The organism is Kaistella yananensis, assembly GCF_026107505.2.
Classification (GTDB): domain Bacteria; phylum Bacteroidota; class Bacteroidia; order Flavobacteriales; family Weeksellaceae; genus Kaistella; species Kaistella yananensis.
In genome coordinates this window covers 195,231-215,269 of the sequence record NZ_JAPCHZ010000002.1, presented here as the reverse complement: position 1 = coordinate 215,269, position 20,039 = coordinate 195,231, and the positions used below count along the sequence as shown (strand labels likewise).

The following is a 20,039-nucleotide window of genomic DNA, read 5'->3' as shown; positions in this document are numbered from 1 at the left end:
GAAAATCAGCGTTTCTCATATTTCCAGTTGCGGCCTTTTCCTTCGGAAATCCACTCTAGCGCCTGTTGCATTCTTTTGTTTCTGGTAGTTTCGGTTTTTGCATCGGTGATCCACATGATGTATTCTTTCCTGAAGGAAGGTGATGCGTTTTCGAAGACTTTTTTAGCACCAGAATTTTGATTAAGCGCCTCAGAAAAATAGGCGGGAACTTCGGTTTCTTTCTTTTCGGGAGCTGCTTTCTTCAGCGTAACGCCCATGTCGGTAAGGTCCATGGCTTCTTTAATCCCTGCTTGTAGCAGAACTTTCGATGGAAGGTCGTCGATGCTTGTAATTTTTCCTAACGTAAACATTCCGGTTCTTTCGGCATCTTTGGTGATTTCGCTGATGGTTTTCATTTCCTTTTCAAGCCAGAACCCGAAGCCGCAGTGTTGCTTAAATGCAGTGAACGCGCAGAGGATTTTCCCCTTGTACATGAAATGCGGAAAACTCCACTTCCAGGTTTCTTCCACCTCCGGACAGGTTTCGTGAATGATTTCGCGGAGATGAATAAGAATGGGTTTTGCGAAGGGCTGGGCATTCTCAATATAGGCGTCAATCCTTGGTTCTGAAGTTGGCATGTTCATAAAGATTTAAGTAAAATTAGTAATTTTCGGAATACAGTATCTGCGGCTTCTTTAAAAGTTCGGGGTGAAAATAATTTCTTCTGTTTTCACCAAAATAAAAAGCACTGAAAAATCAATGCTCTTTATCCTTTCATTTTACTTTTTTTCCCATTATCCCGGGACAGGCTTTATGAAAAAAGCCGGAGAGAATCCGGCTTTATTTTTTATACGACACCTTGTGCAAGCATTGCTTCTGCAACTTTTACGAAACCTGCGATATTTGCACCTTTCACATAGTTTACATAGCCATCTTCTTCTTTGCCGTAATCTCTACAAGCTTTGTGAATACCGATCATAATTTCCTTAAGTCTTGCATCAACTTCCTCGGAAGACCAGTTCAAACGGATGGAGTTCTGGGTCATTTCCAGACCGGAAGTGGCTACACCACCAGCGTTGGAAGCTTTCCCCGGAGAGAAAAGAACTTTGTTTCCTAAGAAATGATTAATTGCATCTAAAGTTGAAGGCATATTTGCAGCTTCGGTAACGCAAATTACTCCGTTTGCTACAAGATTCTTCGCATCCTCCAGGTGAAGTTCGTTTTGTGTTGCTGCAGGAATGGCAACATCACATTTAACTTCCCATGGACGTTTGCCTGCGTGGAATTCAGCACTTGGGAATTTCTTCGCATAATCTTCGGCTCTGTTGTTTCCTGATGCTCTTAATTCTAAAAGATAATCGATTTTCTCGCCACTGATACCGTCTTTATCATAGATGTAACCGTCTGGACCGGAAATAGTTACAACTTTTCCGCCAAGTTCGGTAACTTTTTTCACAACACCCCATGCAACATTTCCGAAACCTGAAACACAAACCGTTTTTCCCTTGAAATCCTGTCCAATGGTTTTCAGCATCTGCTCTGCGAAATATACAACCCCGTAACCTGTAGCTTCAGGGCGAATAAGTGAACCTCCGTAGGCTAAACCTTTTCCCGTAAGTACCCCTGTAAATTCGTTTCTGATTTTTTTATACTGACCGAATAAATATCCGATTTCTCTTGCACCAACACCAATATCTCCTGCTGGAACATCGGTTTCAGGACCAATATGTTTGCACATTTCCGTCATGAAAGCCTGGCAGAAACGCATGATTTCATTATCAGATTTTCCTTGTGGATCGAAATCTGCACCTCCTTTTCCACCACCCATTGGTAATGTAGTTAAAGAGTTTTTGAAAGTCTGTTCGAAAGCCAAAAATTTCAGAACTGATAAATTTACTGTAGGATGAAAACGGATACCGCCTTTGTATGGGCCAATCGCAGAGTTCATCTGAATTCTGAAACCTCTGTTTACCTGAATTTCACCTTTGTCATCAACCCACGGAACACGGAAGATTATTGTTCTTTCCGGCTCAGCCATTCTTTCCAAAAGTTTTTTTCCGGTGTACTGTTTTCTAGTTGAAATAAAAGGAATTACAGTAACTGCAACTTCTTTCACGGCCTGAAGAAATTCCGGTTCATTCGGATTTTTAGCTTCAATTCTGGCCATAAATTCCTGAATTTTCTGGTCTACGTTATAGTGCTCCATAAGGGGTTAATTATTATTGTCAACAAATTTAATTTTTTTTTCAAAACTTGCAACAAAAATTTTAATAATTGATTAAATATTAATAATATTGGAGTTTATTTTTGTTAAATTCATAATTTTAACATTTATAATATCAATTATTGAATGTTAACTTAAGATTAATAAATTTTTAAAAACCTGCATATCTTAATTCGCCAGATATTGTCTTCCCGAAAGTGCTTTGATGTACCCCGAAATTTCAAGTTGAAGCAAATCGGGCAATATTTTATAGGATGGAATCTGCATTTTTATCGAAATCTCATCCAGTGAAAGCGGGGTGTTTTTATCTAAGGCCTTTAAAAGGGTTTGCTGAATTTCAGGCAGTTGAATCCTGATTTCTGAACTTGGGAAGAGTTCGCCCGTTTTCTCACTTTCTTTATGAAATCCCAACTGTTCTGCCAGAGAAGAAAGGGTGGAAATGGCCGCCGCTTTATTCTGAAAGATGAGCTGGTTGCAGCCTTGGCTGTATTTATCAGTGATTTTTCCGGGCAAAGCATACACTTCGCGGTTGTAATTGTTGGCAAACGTCGCAGTACTGATGGAGCCGCCGCCGAAGGCGGTCTCTACCACAATAGTGGCATTTGAGAGTCCTGCAATTACACGGTTTCTTTGGATAAAATTTTCACGGTCGGGTTTCTGCCTGGAATTGAATTCCGTAAAAAGAACGCCGTTTTGCTCTAAAATTCTTTCGGAAAGTTTTTTGTTTTTGCTCGGATATAGCGTGTGGAACCCATGTGCTAAAACCGCTGCAGTCGGAATGTTTTTTTGAACCGAAACTTCATGAACTTCAGTATCAACGCCTAAAGCCAAACCACTTACTGTAATGACTTTTTTGGTTTTAATCTCTTCCAGAAAATCCTGTACAAACATTTTTCCGTATGGTGTAATATTGCGGGTACCAACAATACTAAGCGGTTGCCGGGCGGGATCGTAACTGCCTTTTTGGTAAAGGATGGCGGGAGCATCTTCACATTCGTTAAGATGATAGGGTAGGTCGCCGAGATGACGGAGGTTGATTTTAATATTATTTTTTTCGCAGAAATCGAGTTCTTCTTCCGCAAATTTCAGATGGTTCGGATTGCCAATTTCGAGGGATATTTTCCGACCGATCCCATAGATGTTTTTCAATCCAGATTTTGAAATTTCCCAAACTTCTTTTGCAGAGCCAATTTCACTCACCAGCTTTCTGAAGACCATGTCGCCGATGAGCGGGCAGTGGCGAAGTGCAACAGAATATAGGGTTTCTTCGGAAAACATGGGTTATTTTTCTCAAAATTATTAAAAATTATTCGTTTTTCCGGATTTTGTCTAAATGATCCCAGGGATCTTCTTTTTTAAGATAAGGAAGCTCCATAAAATCATCGGGATGATTTTCTTTGTATTCCTGCCAAAGTTTATCGTCTTTCTCGCTGTAATAATTCGGGAACTGCCAGATAAAACGTTTGTTCTTTTCACCTGTTTTTCTGAAAACAAATGCCATGATCATCCCTACTACCGCCCCTGAAAGATGCGATTGCCACGAAATTCTGCTGGGCTCTTCAAGATTCGTAAACAGTTCTTCGGGCATCACACCCCAAACCAAACTTCCGTAATATAACGCCACAATGAGTGAAACGGTGAGCAGCTTCATATTCCACCGGAAAACGCCGCTGAAAAAAAGGAAAAAAGCCAATACATATACGATTCCGCTGGCACCGATAATACACACAAAATTGAAATTACCGGTAAAAATATCAATCGGTGGCAGGAGCCAGACCAAAAATGCTGATACAAACCAGCCAAGAAAGAACACTTTTTTTGCGATAAAAGGGTAAAACTGAAACAGCAAAAAAATCAAGACAAAAATAGGGACTGAATTGCCGAAAATATGCTCGATATTGCCGTGCAGGAAAGGGGAGAAAAAAATTCCCTTCAGGCCTTCCGGATTCAGCGGAATAATGGCGCCACTACAACCGTCGAACAGCCCGAGATATTGCAGGAAAAACCCCAGCCACATTGCTGAAACCATTATGGTTGCGTAGATTACCGCTCTGTAATTCAGGGATTCTTTTAGCATACCTATTTTTTTGTCAAAACTTTTACCAAAATAAATTTTAAGTAAATATGGCTAATCTTTTACAATCCTAAAAACTTATATAAGACAAAAAGTAATAAAAACATCTGCAGGGAATTGTAAGGTTTTATTTGTTTACATTAAATTTGCAGTCTATGAGACAGTTTATTATCGTTTTTCTTACATTGCTGGCGTTGCCCGCCTATTCCCAAAATGGCAGAAATATTTTAAAAGAGATTGATTCTATTTCTCAGCAAAGATGGGATTCCGTAGCTTTAGATCTGGACAGTCTGGCGAATCCTAAGCTCATCAACTTTAATGTCCGTTTTAAAGACACCCTTGTAATCCGCGATAAAGTAGTGATATCAAACATAACGGAAGATATTCCGATTACGCCTTATAACCTTCTGAAACTTAAAGAACCGGTAAGATGGTTTTATTTTGGGCAGAATAACCTGGTATTTAACCAATCGTCTTTTTCTAACTGGAATTCGGGTGGAAATAACAACATTGGCATCATTGGGAAAATTAATTATAATTTAAGTTACAAAAACAGAAAGCATTTCCTTGATAACAACCTGCAGCTGGGTTACGGGTTTGTTACGTCTCAGGGTGAATCTTCAAGAAAAACTGAAGATTACATTAACCTTATGACCAATTATGGATATGATGTTGGTAAAAACTTCTATCTATCTACCGGTTTTCAGTTTTTATCGCAGTTTTCTCCCGGTTACAATTACAGCGTAACGCCAGATCCGGAATTCGCCGACCGCGTTTCAAGATTTATGGCTCCCGGTTATTTAAACGCCGGTTTAGGTATTTCATACAACCCGAATGAGAATTTCCAGGTGATATTCCGGCCTGTGAACGGTAAATTCACTTTTGTTACGGATCCTTTTCTGCAGAAAGCAGGCAAATATGGTTTGGAACGTGATGGGCAAAGTGTGCGTTCGGAGTTAGGTGCGCTCGTAAATATTCTTTACCGAATGAAAATTTATAAAGACATTAATCTGGTCAATCAAATCAACTTCTTCAGTAATTACGTCTTTCATCCGGAACGTGTAGATATCGCTTATAACGGAACTTTAAACATCAGGTTCAACAAATTTATTTCCACCGTGGTAAGTCTGGATCTGCTTTACGATCATGATCAGCTGCAGAAACTTCAGATGAAACAGACCCTGGGAGTTGGTTTCTCCTATAATTTAGGTTTTGAAAACAAAGAAAAAAACAAGAAGCTTATAAAACCTTTTGTTAATTAAATTTTGTGTGTGTTATACATTCCAAAATTCCCGGTCGAGGCTTCTGTACTGAATGGCTTCTGCGATGTGACTTGAATTGAGCGTCTCTTCGAGTTCTAAATCTGCTATGGTTCTGGCTACTTTCAGGATTCTGTCATAGGCTCTTGCCGAAAGATTTAGTTTTTCCATGGCAGTTTTGATGAGATTTTGTGAGGTTTCATCGAGTTCACAGTATTTTTCAATTTCCCTGGGACCCATTTGGGCGTTGTAATGAATTTCGGAGTTATGGTATCTTTTGGACTGAATCTCGCGGGCTTTTAAAACGCGGCTCCGGATTTCATCACTCTTTTCACCTTTTCTCTTGTCAGAAAGCTGGTCGAATTCCACTTTCTGGACTTCAATATGAATATCAATCCTGTCGAGCAACGGTCCGGAAAGTTTGTTCATGTACCGCTGCATTTCAAACTGTGACGAAGTGTTGTTGGGGTCATCTGGGAAATAACCGCTCGGGCTGGGGTTCATACTTGCTACCAGCATAAAGCTTGCGGGATAATTTACGGTAAATTTGGCGCGTGAAATGGTGACTTCGCGGTCTTCCAAGGGCTGGCGCATGACTTCGAGGACGGTTCTTTTAAATTCGGGCATTTCATCCAGAAATAAAACGCCGTTGTGCGCCAGGGAAATTTCTCCCGGTTGCGGATAGCTTCCGCCACCAACTAAAGCCACATCCGAGATGGTATGGTGCGGACTTCTGAAGGGTCTAACGGTCATCAAAGAAGTCTCTGTTCCTATTTTTCCTGCTACCGAATGTATTTTGGTGGTCTCTAAGGCTTCTTTCAGGGTTAAAGGCGGAAGAATACTCGGAACTCTTTTTGCGAGCATCGTTTTCCCGCTTCCTGGCGGACCGATTAAGATAATGTTGTGCCCGCCTGCCGCCGCAACTTCCATGGCGCGTTTGGCGGTTTCCTGGCCTTTCACTTCAGAAAAATCGGTGGAAAAGAAGTTGATTTTATCCTGAAACTCTTTGCGGGTATCGATGGTTGTTCTTTCCAGTGGAATTCCTTCATTAAAAAAACCGATGACTTCCCTGATGTTTTCAATCCCGTAAACCTCCAGCTGATCTACAATAGCTGCCTCACGGATATTCTGTTTAGGTAAAATAATTCCTTTGAAACCTTCTTCGCGGGCTTTTATGGCGATGGGTAAAACACCTTTAATTGGCAACAGTCCACCGTCCAGCGAAAGTTCTCCCATGATGATGTAATCGCCGATGTCTTCAGCTCTGATTTGTTCTGAAGCGGCCAGAATGCCTAAAGCGATACTGAGATCGTATGCCGAGCCTTCTTTCCGCAGGTCTGCGGGCGCCATGTTGATGGTAATCTTCTTGCCCGGAATTTTATAACCGACGTTCTTTAAAGCCGCAGAAATGCGGTAGCTGCTTTCTTTAATTGCATTATCGGGCAGGCCCACCAAATGATATCCCACTCCCGAAGTATCTACATTCACTTCGATCGTAATCGTTTGTGCAGAGACTCCAAAAATGGCACTTCCGTAAATTTTTACCAACATATCTGTGTTTTGAGATAAAATTAATAATTTTTTTTGTGATTAGTCAGCAACCGGTTTTCTGTTTTTTTGGACCGTTAAAAAGCATGAGAACTTATCCTTTTGATATACTGTTGACCTGAAGTATTTATGGGGAGGATATGAAGGGGACGTTAAGAAGAATACCGGATGTTACGGCGCGACTACGGGGCAACTACGGCTCAACCTTTCTAAAATGTTTATTAAAAGTGGTTCCGGAGGTTTTATTTGATAAGAAATGACGGTTTCCTGTCGCAGCCAACTCTATAAACACCTGTATTTTAGCATTTTCCAAATAAATTTTCAATACTGCGATTTGTGAACATTTTATAACCTTTTACATTGATTATATATTTCTTATAAGGAATAGTGTTGAGGTTTTCATTTATTTAATGGGTATTTGATATTGTAACCTGAGAAATTTTTGTGTAACCTGGAGGGTACCTAAAATGGAATAATTTAAGGAAAAAAGTGAAATATAGAAAGGAGCAAGAAATCCATTAAACCTAATGTTAGATTCTAAGCACAAAAAAAACTCCTCAATTTCTTGAGGAGTTTGTGGGTCCTGAGGGATTCGAACCCTTCTTACAAAATCTCTCTATTTATCACGGTTTATAAAATTACTACAATAATGGTATGCCGAAAAGTATGCCTTTTAAAGTAAAAAACTGAATAGTTTTTTCATTGCTGTAGGTTTTCCATAGGTAAGGAAAATCTCATCTTCCTTATCTTCTAATACAAACCAGAGATAAGTGTTTTCTGTACATAAATATAAGACTTGATTGTCTCTCGTGCAAGATAAAGTAATAATATTCTTGTTGCTTTTCAGTAGTTTTTCTTTTAATGCTCTGCTACAAAGAATCCTTATGACAGCTAAAATATCCATTTCGAAAGTTAATTCTATCTGAGATATTGAATCGCTACAATAGAAGTCCTTGCTGACAGTATATGTATCATATCCTGCAATTATATCCATTGTGATGTCTAAATTGAATTCCCATTTTTCATACTGTTCCCCAATTTTAAATGGTAGTGTAATCATGAATAAACGGTATTAAAAAAACCACTCATTGGAGAGTGGCTTTCATTAATTAATTACTTTCTTGAAGACTTAAGTATTTTTCGACTTTCTTTTACAAGAAAGAAAACAAAGCACCCCAAGAAAAGTACTATTGAAATACGGAATACGCTATGATGTGAATAGTAATCCCCGTTTTCATCATAACTTCCCATTTCGTAATAACTTTTCATGTCATTAGTAAATAAGTAATAAAGCGCCGGCGCAGCGGTAATTATCATAAAAAGGAAGGAACCCCATATATATTGATACTTACCATCTTTATACGTCAATACTCTTAATATATCTTCAAATAAAGCGATAATAACATTACCTACTGCTCCTGCAATATTTTCAAAGCGTTCCAATTTCGTTTCTTTTCCCATATAAATTGATTATTTCAGCAAATTTGATCAGATCTTCAAAATCTTTTTTTTCATCAGGATTTTCCATATTGTAATTACACGGATTGATAGTGACCTTTGGTTTGGAAAAATTTCACTACCAATATAATCATTTTTAGTAAAAATGTTTTCATAATAATGGCATTGCCATATATGGCATTTCGTTAGACGTATTTATTATTCATTTTTAACCTGTCAAAAATGGCAGGTGGATAAAGCGGAAATTTTAAAAGATATTGGTAAAAAGATCAGAAAAGTAAGACTTGAAAAAGGTCTTACTCAACTGGACTTAGTGGCTAGGATGCATGTGATATTGATGTAACCAATATTTCAAGAATTGAAGCTGGTAGAACCAATCCCACCATCTTCACTCTTTACAGGTTAGCTGATGCTTTGGAGGTATCCATATTAGACCTACTTAAGGACTAAGGGTATTACTCTACTCTGTGAATGACTTCCTACTGTATGGAGGTGTTTTCCTTACGTTGACTTAGCGTTGCACTCCTTTATTCTTCTGGATAAATAAGCAGCTGTCTCAAGTGCTACCATACTATCTCCATTATATCTTTCTAAAAGGTTCAAGGCCTTTGTGTAAGAACTGGAAGCCAGGGCAAAGTCCCCATTTCTGAAATGCACATCTCCTAATGAAATAGCTGCTGAATCAAGATAGTGAATATAATCTTCCATAAATTAATTGTTTAAAGTTTAAAAAAAAGCTATAATATAATATCTGCCATAAATCGCAACGTTGTAAATTTAGTAAAAAACCTATTCGTTTATATCATACATTCATCCATAAAGCTAAAATATCCTGAGCTGCTGATTATTAAATGGTCTAAAAGTACTAAGTTCATGATTTTACAGCAATCATGAATCTGTTTTGTAATCTTTTTATCTGCTGCACTGGGCATTAGTTTTCCACTGGGGTGGTTATGAACTATTATAAAACCAGTTGAATTGGTTGTAAGAGCTACTGATAAAAGAAGTCTTACATCTACTGAACAGAAATCTATACCTCCTTTTCCCAGAGAATAATATCCAATTACCATATTACTCTTGTTTAAATAGAGTACCTTGAACTCTTCAAACAGGTCAATAGTATCTCTATTCCAGATTTTAATGGCATAACGAAATGCTTCGTTACTTGTGGATATTGGGTGAGGAGAAAGGAATTTTGAAGTGTAACTTACCTGAATTTCATTGATTGTGGTTTCCATAAAATATTAGTTTAGTTCATCCCACTTTTTTTGTAATGCTAATATTGAATAATAAAAAAATGTAGGATAAAAGGCTCCCCTTTACGAGGAGCCAAGGTTTTACAATGTTTCAACTGTTTCCAATTCTGCTTCAGAAGCAGATACTTTGGAGTCTACATCCACCACTTTGAGATTACCCACATAATCTGAAGACTGAAGAATCTCAATAGGATTCAGTTTTTGGGATAGTCTTACATATCTGAAGTTTCTCCCATACATTGGGCTGTACTCTGTTTCTGTTGCATTGAACAGATACACTCCTCCATATTCCAGTTCCATGTTTTCAGCAAGAGTTCCACTAAGGACACATTTGCTGGGCATTTCTCCTGCAATACCTATAAGGATAACAGGGTTTAGACCATTTTTGTCTGGTGAAGCCATGGCTGATTTTAGCAATTCTACTTTTGCTACAAATCCTTTGAAATGTTTTTTCATTTTGATAAAGTTTTTGAGTTAATACTTTATCCTGGTGGAAGTTAGCCAAGGGGTTTGTGGTTTTCAGTCTATTAAGGGAAACAACATCCCAAGACAGGGTGTTGATAAGAATTTGAAAGGGAAACTGTGGTAGGGAATGTCAAGTGGGTGTAGGAAACTCCTGAATCTTTAAGAGAGAAAACTAAAGTATACTTTCTTTCTATGAGAGATTACGAATGCCCTAAAAATCAACAAGAAAAAGAAAATATCTCCCCACAATAAACACAGCTGTTTGATAATTCGGGCGGGGGAGATTTCTTTTTTAAAAGAGGGTGGGGGTATTTGTAGATACAGTTTATGTAAATATTTAGTCAGGTTAAAAAAAATTTTAAAAAAAATTAACTTTGAGATATCCCATCTTCTTCATTGTCTTTAATCTCCGTTAAAGGCAAAACTTCTAAAATTTCAAAGTCCTTATTATATGCTACATAAATTTTTGTTTTTCTATCAAAAAAGATATTTTCGATATCAGGATTTAAAGGGATAATTGTAATATTTAGGAGTCCATTTATTAACCCTGTTTTACCATTTTTACGAACTTCTATATAGATATCCTCATCGTAAAAGTTTATCACTTCGCAAGAATCGTAGGGCAGACTAAAAGGTAAGATTGGAGCCAAGTTTTGATCAAATAAACCCCATTTTCCATTTTTTTTCAGCCAAATGTATTCTGGGTCAGCACCAAATGGATTAAAATTATTACCGACTTTTTCAAGATCTCCCATTACCTCTTTACCCTCTAAATCATAAATGAAGTATTTATTGTTTTTTAATGCTGCAAAATACCCTTCAATAGCTGTATAAACTTTGTCATAATTAAGGGGCAGAATAACATCCTGTTGTTGATTTAATATACCATGTTTTCCTGAGTCTACCACATGTATAAAATTATTTGACAGAACTTTGATTTTATCGAAGAGTTGAGGGTTATCTTCTGAAATATCCAGCACAAACTTATCATCGACAGATGTTATACTCAATTTAGTATAGTGATTATAGTTTTCACGAGATTCATAAATTTTTTCTCGTACAGTTTTACAAAGAATCTCAAATTTTTCAAGCAGTGTTAAACTTACCCTAGGCTGACTATAGTTAGAGTAATAATCATCTGCAATATGTTCCGCTAAAACATCAAAAACTTTTTCCTCTGGAGAGAAATTATCACTAATATTAACCTCAGTATAATGGGGTTCAGAATAAAGTTCAATTGATAGTTTTTGTCCTTTTTCCATAATCTAATATTGTTTTTGGTAGAATTCTGCTCTGCTTCCAAATGTACAAAATGTGCATATATGGCGAGTTGTTTTACAAATTCAGATTTTTCATCAGCATATTCTCTTACTTTTTTTTCAAAGAATTTCCAGTATTTCTAAGGTTGTTAAATGTACTGTGGAGATTTCTTTTAAAGTGTGATGATCTATAGCCCCCACATAGTAGGCTAATTCATCAAAAATTGGCTGATCAGTTTTGAAATTACCTGATACCTTCAGATCTGTGTAGAATTTTCTTGAAAAAACTCAAACTGTAGCCTTTTTTTATTCTGCACTTTGGGGAACTACTCTGTATTTATGTTTAAGGTTTTTATTATAAAAACTCCCAAATGATTCAGCATTTTTAAATTCTTCCCAAACCTCCACTGGAACTTCCTGATGGATATATTCTTTTTTATCAGTTTGATAAACCAAATAGCCTGTTTCACCATTACAGCTGTAGTACTGAGCCCCTCTAATCCACGAGCTTTTAGAAGTATCTACCTCATCGGTATATTTAAAATCTACTGACTCTACAGTATTTTTAGCCTCATTATAGGTTGTAAAAGGTGTAGTTATTTGAGAGCATTCTGAAATATTCTGTTTTTCCTTGCTACAACTAAAAGTTAGTAAAAGAATAATTATAGTATAAAATTTTATCACGAATTTTGGTGTTTATATGCGAAATTATTTGCTCAAATTCTTCATTCTTTTTTCAATTATATCTGAACATAAATAGCCTACTCCAATTCCTCCTATTAGGCTGACAAGTATTAATGTTGAATTATAGCTAGTTTGCTGATTATTGGGATATTCACTTTGAAGAACTTCTTTTTTCGTTCCATCGGATATATCATAATATTTAGTTTGTTTCGTTAGGACACCTGTAATTATAGCGAAAATACTACCTACTATTAAACTTATAGCAATTGATCTATTCATATTTTGTTATTTTTTAATTGTTTGCAGCAGTTCTAATTTCTTCAATAGCACTTGCCACATTGCTAGTCTCTCTCTCAACATCAGGAACATTATACTCCCATTCTTCAATACCAAAATCATTAACTTCGCTTTCAAGTGTTGAAACCGCTGCTTCTGCATTATCTATGTTTGAATTAATTTCCTCTAATTGGATTTCGTATTCAGTAATTTTTTTCTCTGCTGCATCTAGTTTAGCTTGAGTCTCTTCTAATTCATTTTCAAGCCTGCTAATTTCTTCACCACAACTTAGAACAGAGAGGAGAAGTAGTGAAATAATAATAATTTTTAGATGTCTCATATAATTTTATTTAAACAGTTAAGCCACAACACAATTTGAATTTATCTCCTTGACAGTATCTGCAATCTTTAGGGCTACTTCATTGTCAAAAAGTTTGATCATTCCACCAGCATAGATGTCAGAAAAAGGAGGGTTGAAGAGTTGTTTTACATCCATTACTCCATTAACAGAAAAGTAATCTATGATGAGGTCCATGAACTGGATTTGGTGGGTGTTAAGACTGGCAAAATTTACCAATCTGGAGAAAGCATTTTTAGCTTCTACTTTATCTAATCCAACTACTGATCTAATAAACTCCCCAAGAGGTTTTTCTCCGTATACTTCTTTGAATACTTCTTTGGAACCCATTGATCCCTGCTCAAACAGGAATTTTTCTATGTAGTCCAAATCATCTTTTGTTACTTTGATGTTTTTCCTGATTTTATCTATGGTAAGGTCATACTGGTTTTCTTTAATGAACTGCTCCATCTTCACCTTGTATGCCTCCTTGTCAAAACTCCTGCTTTCATAAATTTCAGGGGATTCTGATACAGCAGTAATACTATCTTCTAAACTGGTGTAGACTGTTCCTCTTGTTTCTTCACTAAGGAACTTTATCAAGCTTCTTAATTCTACTCTTAAATGCTCCAGCTGTAAGGCATCAATATCTTTCCAGTAAGATTCATCTGAGATGGCTTTAATGGTGGTTATCTTGGAATTAACCTGAGGTATATTGGACTGCTTCTTAAGCTTGTTTGAAATATTAACCATTCGGGTAATAAAGAACATCTGCTTCTTATCTCCATTAAGGTGAGACAGCATAAAATCCAGCATCATTAAGTCAAAAGACAATGCAGAATTGTCTGGATCTTTGTCATAAACCAAGTGTGCTATATTGTCTATGATGTCCTGATATTCAACACTGGTTATATTCAACCATTTGTTTTTATCCTGGTATTTTTCTATTATTTTCAGATGAGGTCTTACAATGAAACTTGTCCTTTTCTCCTGATATAGATTGGTAACCTGTTGGTGCAGATAAGATATCATATCATTACCAAGTTTCTTCAACTCATCATCCTGCTCCATAAGGATCTGGCTTACCTGCAATCTTAAAGAAAATAATTTCTCCGCTAAAGACTTTTGTTTTAGAGCTGTTACTCCCCTTGGATTTTCTAAGAAGAACTCAAAATTCTGACAGAAATCCAGGATTAGAAAATCCTTTTTGTGGTCTTCATGTCCAAAGAGGTTATGGCACAATCTTGTACCTCTCCCTATCATTTGCCAGAATTTCACTCTACTTTTTACAGGTTTTAGAAATACCAGATTCACCACTTCAGGAACATCTATCCCTGTATCTAACATATCTACTGAACAGGCTATTTGTGGACTTTTATGTTTGATCTTGAAGTCACTAAGCAAATCATGTCTGTATTCTGTCTGGTAATCAATAACCTTTAAAAACTGATCATTCAATTCAGGGTAATTGGCATTGAACCTTTTTCTCAGGAATTCAGCATGCTCATGCTTTTTAGCAAAGATGATGGTTTTACCCAGTTTGCTGTTGTTTTCAACCTTAATCCCATTTTCCATCAGATATTCCAAAATGGCATCTGCAGTATTGGTATTATAAATCCATTGATCTAAGGCAGTAGATTCTATTTCATCTGGATATTCTCCTGTAATAGGATCTCCGAACTTTTCTTCATATTCAAGCTTTTCTTCTTCAGTAAGATCAGCATATTTGATCCCATCTCTCTGAAATTTAGTCTGAACAGAGAATGATTTATAAGGCACCAAATATCCATCATCTACTGCTTTAGTTAAGTCATAATTGTAGGTAGGGTTACCCGTAGTTAAACCAAAGAGTTCATAAGTGTTTTTCTCTGAAAAATCTACTGGTGTGGCTGTAAGTCCAATCTTTAACCCGTCGAAGTAGTTAAAAATTGCTTTGTATTTATTATAAACTGATCTATGGATTTCATCAAAGATTATCACATCAAAATGACCAACCCCATAAGCTTTAGAACTATCTAATTTCTCATTGTCTATCAGATTTATTAAGGTCTGGTAAGTAGAAAAAATTACCCTGCTTCCTGTATCTTCTTTTTCATTAACCAGATTAACTGAAGGCAGATTTGAAAGATAATCATTGAGGTTATTTTTAGCCTGAGTTACCAAAGCTGTTCTATCAGCTAAAAACAGAACTCTTTTAGCCCAGTTCGCTTTAGATAAAATATCTATCAGTGCAGCAGCAGTTCTTGTCTTACCTGTACCTGTAGCCATCACTAATAAAGCTCCTCTGTGTCTGGCTTCAAATCTTTCAGCTACAGATTTAATTGCTTCTATCTGATAATACCTGTTGGTAATATCTTCATCTATTGTAATGTCATTAAGATGATGCTTTGAAGTTCTTCTCTGTATGTTTAAGATCAGTTCATCTTTAGTATAATATCCATTTACAGGTCTTATGGGATAATTCCAGTCATAATAAGAAATTTCATATCCGTTGGTAAGGAAGATATTGGGAAGCTGTCCAAATTCATTTTCCAGGCATTTTGCATACAGTTCAGCCTGGTGTCTTCCTGAATTATAATCTCTGGAAGTTCTTTTAGCTTCTACTACAGCCAAAGGTTTCCCATCATTGCCCCAAAGTACATAATCAGCATATCCTTCTTCCAAATTATTGGGCATTCCTTTAACCTTAAATTCCTGTACATTAGCTAAGGATAAATCCCATCCTGCTTCTTCCAGCATATAATCAATAAGAAGTTCCCTTGTTTTAGCTTCATTGGGATCTACAGGTGGAAGAATGGTTTTCTGGGTGTCTTTTCTGTTGGATTCCCTTTCTTTCTGAACCTCAACAAGCTGTTTTTCCAGTTCTGCTTTATCCTGAAGTTCTTTCTGCAGTTTTAAGATGAGTTCTTCCTGTTTTTTGTTCTGTAAACTTACAGGTAATGGAATAAGATCTTCCTCAAATTTAGGTTTTACAACATGCTCTTCATTGTAGAGAGACATCAGGTAATAACTTACGTTTTGAAGAAGATTAAGGGTATGAATTGCCTGAGATTCTGTAATCTTTGTTTTCCCTGTATTATGTACTGCCTTGTTGCCTAACTGCCTGATGGCATGCATCATATTAAGCAAAGTGGGATTATCTAATACATCTACAAATGAAGTATCTTTCATTAAAGAATTAATACTTGTATCGTAGGGAAGCTTAAGACTGGGCTCATTTTCATAGATGAAATGCACCCATTGCTCCAGGGTTTTTCTAAGATATAAACCTGTAACTTCTAAATTTTCATGCAGATATTTCTCTGCTTCTTTAGCAGAAGAAATAATGGTTTCAAACTGTGCAGGATAGTTGTAGAAATTACTCACTAGTTTTTAGTTTATGATAAAAATAGGAAATTAAATTTAATCCCTTGGTTTGCAAATGTTTATTCTCCAAAAATAAACATTATTTGATTTGCCCCAACTTCATTATAATTTTCTTTAATCAGATATGAAGTATTGTCTTTATTATAAATTAAAAACCCCATCTTATTACCATTATATACAAAACCATCACTTAAGATTTCTCTTTTGATTGCACTGATATTTGTGTTTCTCCCAGTAAGTATCTCCAATCCATTGTAGGGAAATTTAGGACTTGAAATTATCTTTAGAAAAACTAAATTACCAATGTCTTTATCACTTCTTCCGTAAGATATTGTTTTCCCATTATTTTCTTCTTTAATTTTTCTGAAGCCATTGGCATTGATCATATATTCATCTACGGATACAAAAGAAATATTTGTCAATGTTTTAAGGACATTATAATTTAGTTCTTGAGCAGAAAAAGAGTGAAGAAATAATAAGAAGAAAAAGGCAAAAATTTTAGTTTTCATAATGTGTTTTTTTATATTTCGATTGTTAATTAAAAATTAAAACTCTCCTGCAATAAAGCCTGGAATAAATCTTCAGACTGTTGTGCCTGTTGTTTAACTATAGATTTTTGAGTTTCAATATTATGGGTTATTTCTACAAAGTGATTCTGTAATTCCATAGGAGGAACAGCTATTTCAAAATTCTTCATAATTGAAGTGTTTAAATTAGGCTGTGTCCCATCGGGTGCAGTCCTTCTAAAATAATCTGTTAGAAAATTAATTCCTTTCAACAGATAAAATTTATTAATCACATTTTCATCAATTTCTTCAAATGACAGCCAGCCATCATGAATACATCCTTCAATATTTAAAATTCTGCAAAAGCCTAAACTTACCCCACAATTGGCAAATACCATACTGCCTTTTTTCAAGAAAACACTCTTTTTTGCACCTTCCTCTGTTATCCTAACCTTAGTTGAATTTAAGTATATATTATCACCATCAGTAGCATCTCCAATTTTTATCCAACTAACATCATCTCCAATAAATTTTTCAATAGGTCTGGGTGACGCACCTCTTCTTATCTTCATTAATTTCTCCAACTTCAGTTTCTGCCATCCTTTTTCATTTAGGGTGGGATCACCAAACATATCAATAAAAATACTTTGGGCTAAGTCATCATATTGAGCAAGAAGTTCTTTGTCTTTTTTTCTTAAGGCATCAGCTTTATCTAGTTTTTCTGCAATTGCTTTTTGGGTGGATAAAGGTGGAAGAGGAATTATCATTGCCTTTAGGTCAACTCCATTTACGTGAGGAATTGTTGCTCCAGTTCTCTTAGATTTAATTAATTCAAAATTAGAGTCTAGATACCTATAAACATAATATGTGTCAACCGTATCTTTAAAATGTTCTTCAAGCTTTAACTGTGCTAAAGTGCTTCCTATAATACCTTCTAAGCTCGTTCCAACTAGCCCGGCATTTGCACCATCCCAAGCAATGAGAATGTCCTCTTTTTGAACAAAAACACCATTAGAGCTTGTTCTATGGTTATATCTCCTTGAGTGTAGATTTTCAATGGTTATGTAATTAAAACTCCCATCTGCTTTTTCTTCAGCTTTTTTGCCCTTTCTTATCTTAAAAAGCTCTCCTATTGTATAATTCATGCCCGTAGCTTAAATTAAAGTTTTTAGATCATTTAAAAGATTTAACCTTTCGCTATCTAACTTTTGAATTTTAGAAATAATCTCTACAGGCTTGGCATAAATTTTCTGCTCATATTCCACTTCTTTGTATTTATTAATGCTCAAATCATACCCATTGGCTGCAATTTCTTTTTTAGGCACTACAAAGCTTGGTTCTGTTCTGGCTCTGTCCTCTTTAGCTCTGTTTAAGAACCTTTCTATTACATCTGGGATGTCATTAGCTGTAGTAGGCGTTCTTTTATCATCCAAAGAATATCCATCAGCTTTCATGTCATAAAACCAAACCTTATCTGTACCTCCTGCATTGGTTTTTGTAAAAATTAAAATAGCTGTAGAAACTCCTGCATAAGGTTTAAAAACCCCACTTGGCATAGAAATTATAGCTTCTAAGGTTTGGTTCTCCACCAACTCCTTTCTAATCTTTTTATGAGCTCCAGAAGAGCCAAATAAGACCCCATCTGGTACAATTACTGCACATCTTCCACCTATCTTCAAGCCTTTCAGCATCAGTCCTAAAAAGAGCAGTTCAGTCTTTTTAGAATCTACCATGGCTATTACTTTTTCATCTACAGCATCTTTATCCAAACTTCCTTTAAATGGAGGATTTGCCAGAATTAGAGAAGCTTTTTCCTCAAAATCAGCGTTGCTTTGGGATAAAGAATCTACATCTTTCAACTGAGGGTTTTCAATACCATGCAGAATAAGGTTCATCGCACCAATTCTAATCATGGTAGGATCAAACTCCATCCCTAAAAACATTTCATTCAGAAAATGGTTTTGTACGGCAGGTTTAAGGATCTCCTGTTTGTAATTGCTCTGGATATATTCTGCAGCTCCTACCAGAAAACCACAACTTCCTGCTGAAGGATCACAAATGATATCATCCAGAGTAGGCTGCATCATTTCCACCATCATTTTGATGATGTGTCTGGGAGTTCTGAACTGTCCGTTACTACCTGCAGTAGCTATTTTACTTAACATGTACTCATACACATCACCTTTGGTGTCTTTATCCTGCATGTCAATTTTATCCAGCATTTCTACTACCTGAGCAAGTAGTCTTGCTGTAGGTATAATGAAATTTGCATTTTTCATGAACTTGGAGAAAGACGAACTTTTCCCACCATAAGCTTTCATAAAATCAAACACCCCATTTTCTTTTTGGAAAGATTTATACATTTCCTCGGGAGAAAGATTTTTGAAGTAGCTCCATCTTAGTTCTTTATCAAACTCAGAGTAAATTGGATTAATGAGTTCCCCTGTAATAGAAGCTTCCTGTTCAACTCTGTTCTGGAGTTCATCAAGCTGCTTTATGAAAAGTAAAAATGTAATTTGCTCTATTACAGAAAGAGGATTAGATAACCCCCCACTGTGAAAAGCTAACCATACCTGGTCTATTTTGGATTGTAATTCTTGTGTGAACATAATGGGTTTTAGAAGGTGCAATTTAGGGAAAAATCAACAAGACCATGAATAATGAAATTTTATAGATAGGTTGCACCATTAAATTTTTTTTCGCACTATTGTATGTTATTATAAAGGTTCTATTTTATGTAGAATTTTTCAAAAATCATTGAAAAAAATAAACCTGTAGGTTGATTTGTGGATAATTTGACTATCTTTGAGCATGTAAAAGAACGTCTTCTGGCTTTTAGTTACGAAGGTGAAAGCTGTGATTGCTTTCAGTTATGCTTTAAAAGATGGGGTGATGTAGAGTATTTAGAAGAATTTTTTGAAGAAAATCAATCTGATCTAGCCGGTGATTTTTGGAGTATAAGTGTTGAGGATGCAGTTTTAAAGACACTAGAGGAATCAAGAAAGTTTAAAAAAATTATTTTAAATACAGCAAATAACAAGTCACCTAAAACACTAGATGAACTTTTCCAACCACTCACTAATAAAGAAAAGAGAACTCTTGAAAGAAATAAAAGCTATGGACCAAACAGAAAATCTTGGCTTAGGATTTATGCTATAAGATTTGGCAGGAACTGTTTCATCATTACTGGTGGTGCAATTAAACTAACTGCTAGTATGGGGGAGAGAGATCATACAGAAACTCAACTTGATAAACTTAATATTGCGCGAGATTACCTCAAGTCACTTGGCATAGAAGATGATACTGATTTAGGATATCTAGAGATAAAAAACTGATACAATTATATAA

General features: G+C 36.0%; 21 protein-coding genes. 3 read left to right on the top strand and 18 right to left on the bottom strand.

What is annotated here, in order from left to right; genetic code table 11:
* Positions 1 to 5 precede the first annotated feature (5 nt).
* From OK344_RS05255 to OK344_RS05240, 4 genes are all read right to left on the bottom strand, one after another.
* Entirely contained in the window at positions 6 to 617 is a 612-nt protein-coding gene (locus OK344_RS05255) for a YdeI/OmpD-associated family protein (RefSeq protein ID WP_265143791.1), read from the bottom strand.
* A 209-nt stretch (positions 618 to 826) separates the two neighbouring features.
* The gene (gene gdhA / locus OK344_RS05250) at positions 827 to 2,185 is read right to left on the bottom strand and encodes an NADP-specific glutamate dehydrogenase (protein WP_265143790.1); all 1,359 of its coding nucleotides are present in this window, start codon (positions 2,183 to 2,185) and stop codon (positions 827 to 829) included.
* Between the two features lie 186 nt (positions 2,186 to 2,371).
* Positions 2,372 to 3,481, bottom strand: a complete 1,110-nt coding sequence (gene dprA, locus OK344_RS05245) for a DNA-processing protein DprA (protein ID WP_265143789.1) — start codon at positions 3,479 to 3,481, stop codon at positions 2,372 to 2,374.
* Between the two features lie 28 nt (positions 3,482 to 3,509).
* Positions 3,510 to 4,280 (bottom strand): rhomboid family intramembrane serine protease, encoded by a 771-nt coding sequence (locus OK344_RS05240; protein ID WP_265143788.1) that lies wholly within the window; start codon positions 4,278 to 4,280, stop codon positions 3,510 to 3,512.
* 152 nt (positions 4,281 to 4,432) lie between these two features.
* Between OK344_RS05240 and OK344_RS05235 the strand changes: the two genes are divergently transcribed.
* Positions 4,433 to 5,539 (top strand): DUF3078 domain-containing protein, encoded by a 1,107-nt coding sequence (locus OK344_RS05235; RefSeq protein WP_407936700.1) that lies wholly within the window; start codon positions 4,433 to 4,435, stop codon positions 5,537 to 5,539.
* A gap of 12 nt (positions 5,540 to 5,551) precedes the next feature.
* Here OK344_RS05235 and OK344_RS05230 read toward each other — a convergent pair whose 3' ends face one another.
* From OK344_RS05230 to OK344_RS05220, 3 genes are all read right to left on the bottom strand, one after another.
* Positions 5,552 to 7,087, bottom strand: a complete 1,536-nt coding sequence (locus tag OK344_RS05230) for a YifB family Mg chelatase-like AAA ATPase (RefSeq protein ID WP_088468322.1) — start codon at positions 7,085 to 7,087, stop codon at positions 5,552 to 5,554.
* Between the two features lie 670 nt (positions 7,088 to 7,757).
* Positions 7,758 to 8,144: a hypothetical protein gene (locus OK344_RS05225; RefSeq protein ID WP_265143786.1), complete on the bottom strand. Its 387-nt coding sequence runs from the start codon at positions 8,142 to 8,144 to the stop codon at positions 7,758 to 7,760.
* Positions 8,145 to 8,197: 53 nt separating this feature from the next.
* A complete protein-coding gene (locus OK344_RS05220) occupies positions 8,198 to 8,545 on the bottom strand; it encodes a hypothetical protein (RefSeq protein ID WP_265143785.1) in 348 nt (115 codons plus the stop codon).
* A gap of 330 nt (positions 8,546 to 8,875) precedes the next feature.
* Between OK344_RS05220 and OK344_RS05215 the strand changes: the two genes are divergently transcribed.
* A complete protein-coding gene (locus OK344_RS05215; protein ID WP_306400448.1) occupies positions 8,876 to 8,992 on the top strand; it encodes a helix-turn-helix domain-containing protein in 117 nt (38 codons plus the stop codon).
* A gap of 51 nt (positions 8,993 to 9,043) precedes the next feature.
* Here OK344_RS05215 and OK344_RS05210 read toward each other — a convergent pair whose 3' ends face one another.
* The 11 genes from OK344_RS05210 to OK344_RS05160 all read right to left on the bottom strand — a co-directional run bounded on the left by OK344_RS05210 (position 9,044) and on the right by OK344_RS05160 (position 19,300).
* Positions 9,044 to 9,250: a hypothetical protein gene (locus tag OK344_RS05210; protein WP_265143784.1), complete on the bottom strand. Its 207-nt coding sequence runs from the start codon at positions 9,248 to 9,250 to the stop codon at positions 9,044 to 9,046.
* 89 nt (positions 9,251 to 9,339) lie between these two features.
* Positions 9,340 to 9,780 carry a JAB domain-containing protein gene (locus OK344_RS05205; RefSeq protein ID WP_265143783.1) on the bottom strand — a complete coding sequence of 147 codons (441 nt, stop codon included), beginning with the start codon at positions 9,778 to 9,780 and terminating at the stop codon, positions 9,340 to 9,342.
* 99 nt (positions 9,781 to 9,879) lie between these two features.
* Complete coding sequence (locus OK344_RS05200; protein ID WP_055041862.1) at positions 9,880 to 10,254, bottom strand: hypothetical protein; 375 nt, start codon at positions 10,252 to 10,254, stop codon at positions 9,880 to 9,882.
* 377 nt (positions 10,255 to 10,631) lie between these two features.
* Positions 10,632 to 11,525 carry a WG repeat-containing protein gene (locus OK344_RS05195; RefSeq protein WP_265143781.1) on the bottom strand — a complete coding sequence of 298 codons (894 nt, stop codon included), beginning with the start codon at positions 11,523 to 11,525 and terminating at the stop codon, positions 10,632 to 10,634.
* Positions 11,526 to 11,828: 303 nt separating this feature from the next.
* Entirely contained in the window at positions 11,829 to 12,206 is a 378-nt protein-coding gene (locus OK344_RS05190; protein ID WP_265143780.1) for a KTSC domain-containing protein, read from the bottom strand.
* Positions 12,207 to 12,230: 24 nt separating this feature from the next.
* Positions 12,231 to 12,485 (bottom strand): hypothetical protein, encoded by a 255-nt coding sequence (locus tag OK344_RS05185; RefSeq protein WP_265143779.1) that lies wholly within the window; start codon positions 12,483 to 12,485, stop codon positions 12,231 to 12,233.
* Between the two features lie 13 nt (positions 12,486 to 12,498).
* Complete coding sequence (locus OK344_RS05180; RefSeq protein ID WP_265143778.1) at positions 12,499 to 12,822, bottom strand: hypothetical protein; 324 nt, start codon at positions 12,820 to 12,822, stop codon at positions 12,499 to 12,501.
* Between the two features lie 18 nt (positions 12,823 to 12,840).
* On the bottom strand, positions 12,841 to 16,185 hold the full coding sequence (locus tag OK344_RS05175; protein ID WP_265143777.1) for a DEAD/DEAH box helicase family protein: 3,345 nt from the start codon (positions 16,183 to 16,185) through the stop codon (positions 12,841 to 12,843).
* Positions 16,186 to 16,244: 59 nt separating this feature from the next.
* Positions 16,245 to 16,694 (bottom strand): hypothetical protein, encoded by a 450-nt coding sequence (locus OK344_RS05170; RefSeq protein ID WP_265143776.1) that lies wholly within the window; start codon positions 16,692 to 16,694, stop codon positions 16,245 to 16,247.
* A 29-nt stretch (positions 16,695 to 16,723) separates the two neighbouring features.
* Entirely contained in the window at positions 16,724 to 17,836 is a 1,113-nt protein-coding gene (locus OK344_RS05165; RefSeq protein WP_265143775.1) for a restriction endonuclease subunit S, read from the bottom strand.
* A gap of 9 nt (positions 17,837 to 17,845) precedes the next feature.
* Positions 17,846 to 19,300, bottom strand: coding sequence for a type I restriction-modification system subunit M (locus tag OK344_RS05160; RefSeq protein ID WP_265143774.1), 1,455 nt, complete (start codon positions 19,298 to 19,300; stop codon positions 17,846 to 17,848).
* A gap of 177 nt (positions 19,301 to 19,477) precedes the next feature.
* Here OK344_RS05160 and OK344_RS05155 point away from each other — a divergent pair, with 177 nt between their 5' ends.
* Positions 19,478 to 20,026 carry a hypothetical protein gene (locus OK344_RS05155; protein ID WP_265143773.1) on the top strand — a complete coding sequence of 183 codons (549 nt, stop codon included), beginning with the start codon at positions 19,478 to 19,480 and terminating at the stop codon, positions 20,024 to 20,026.
* The last annotated feature ends 13 nt before the right edge of the window (positions 20,027 to 20,039 follow it).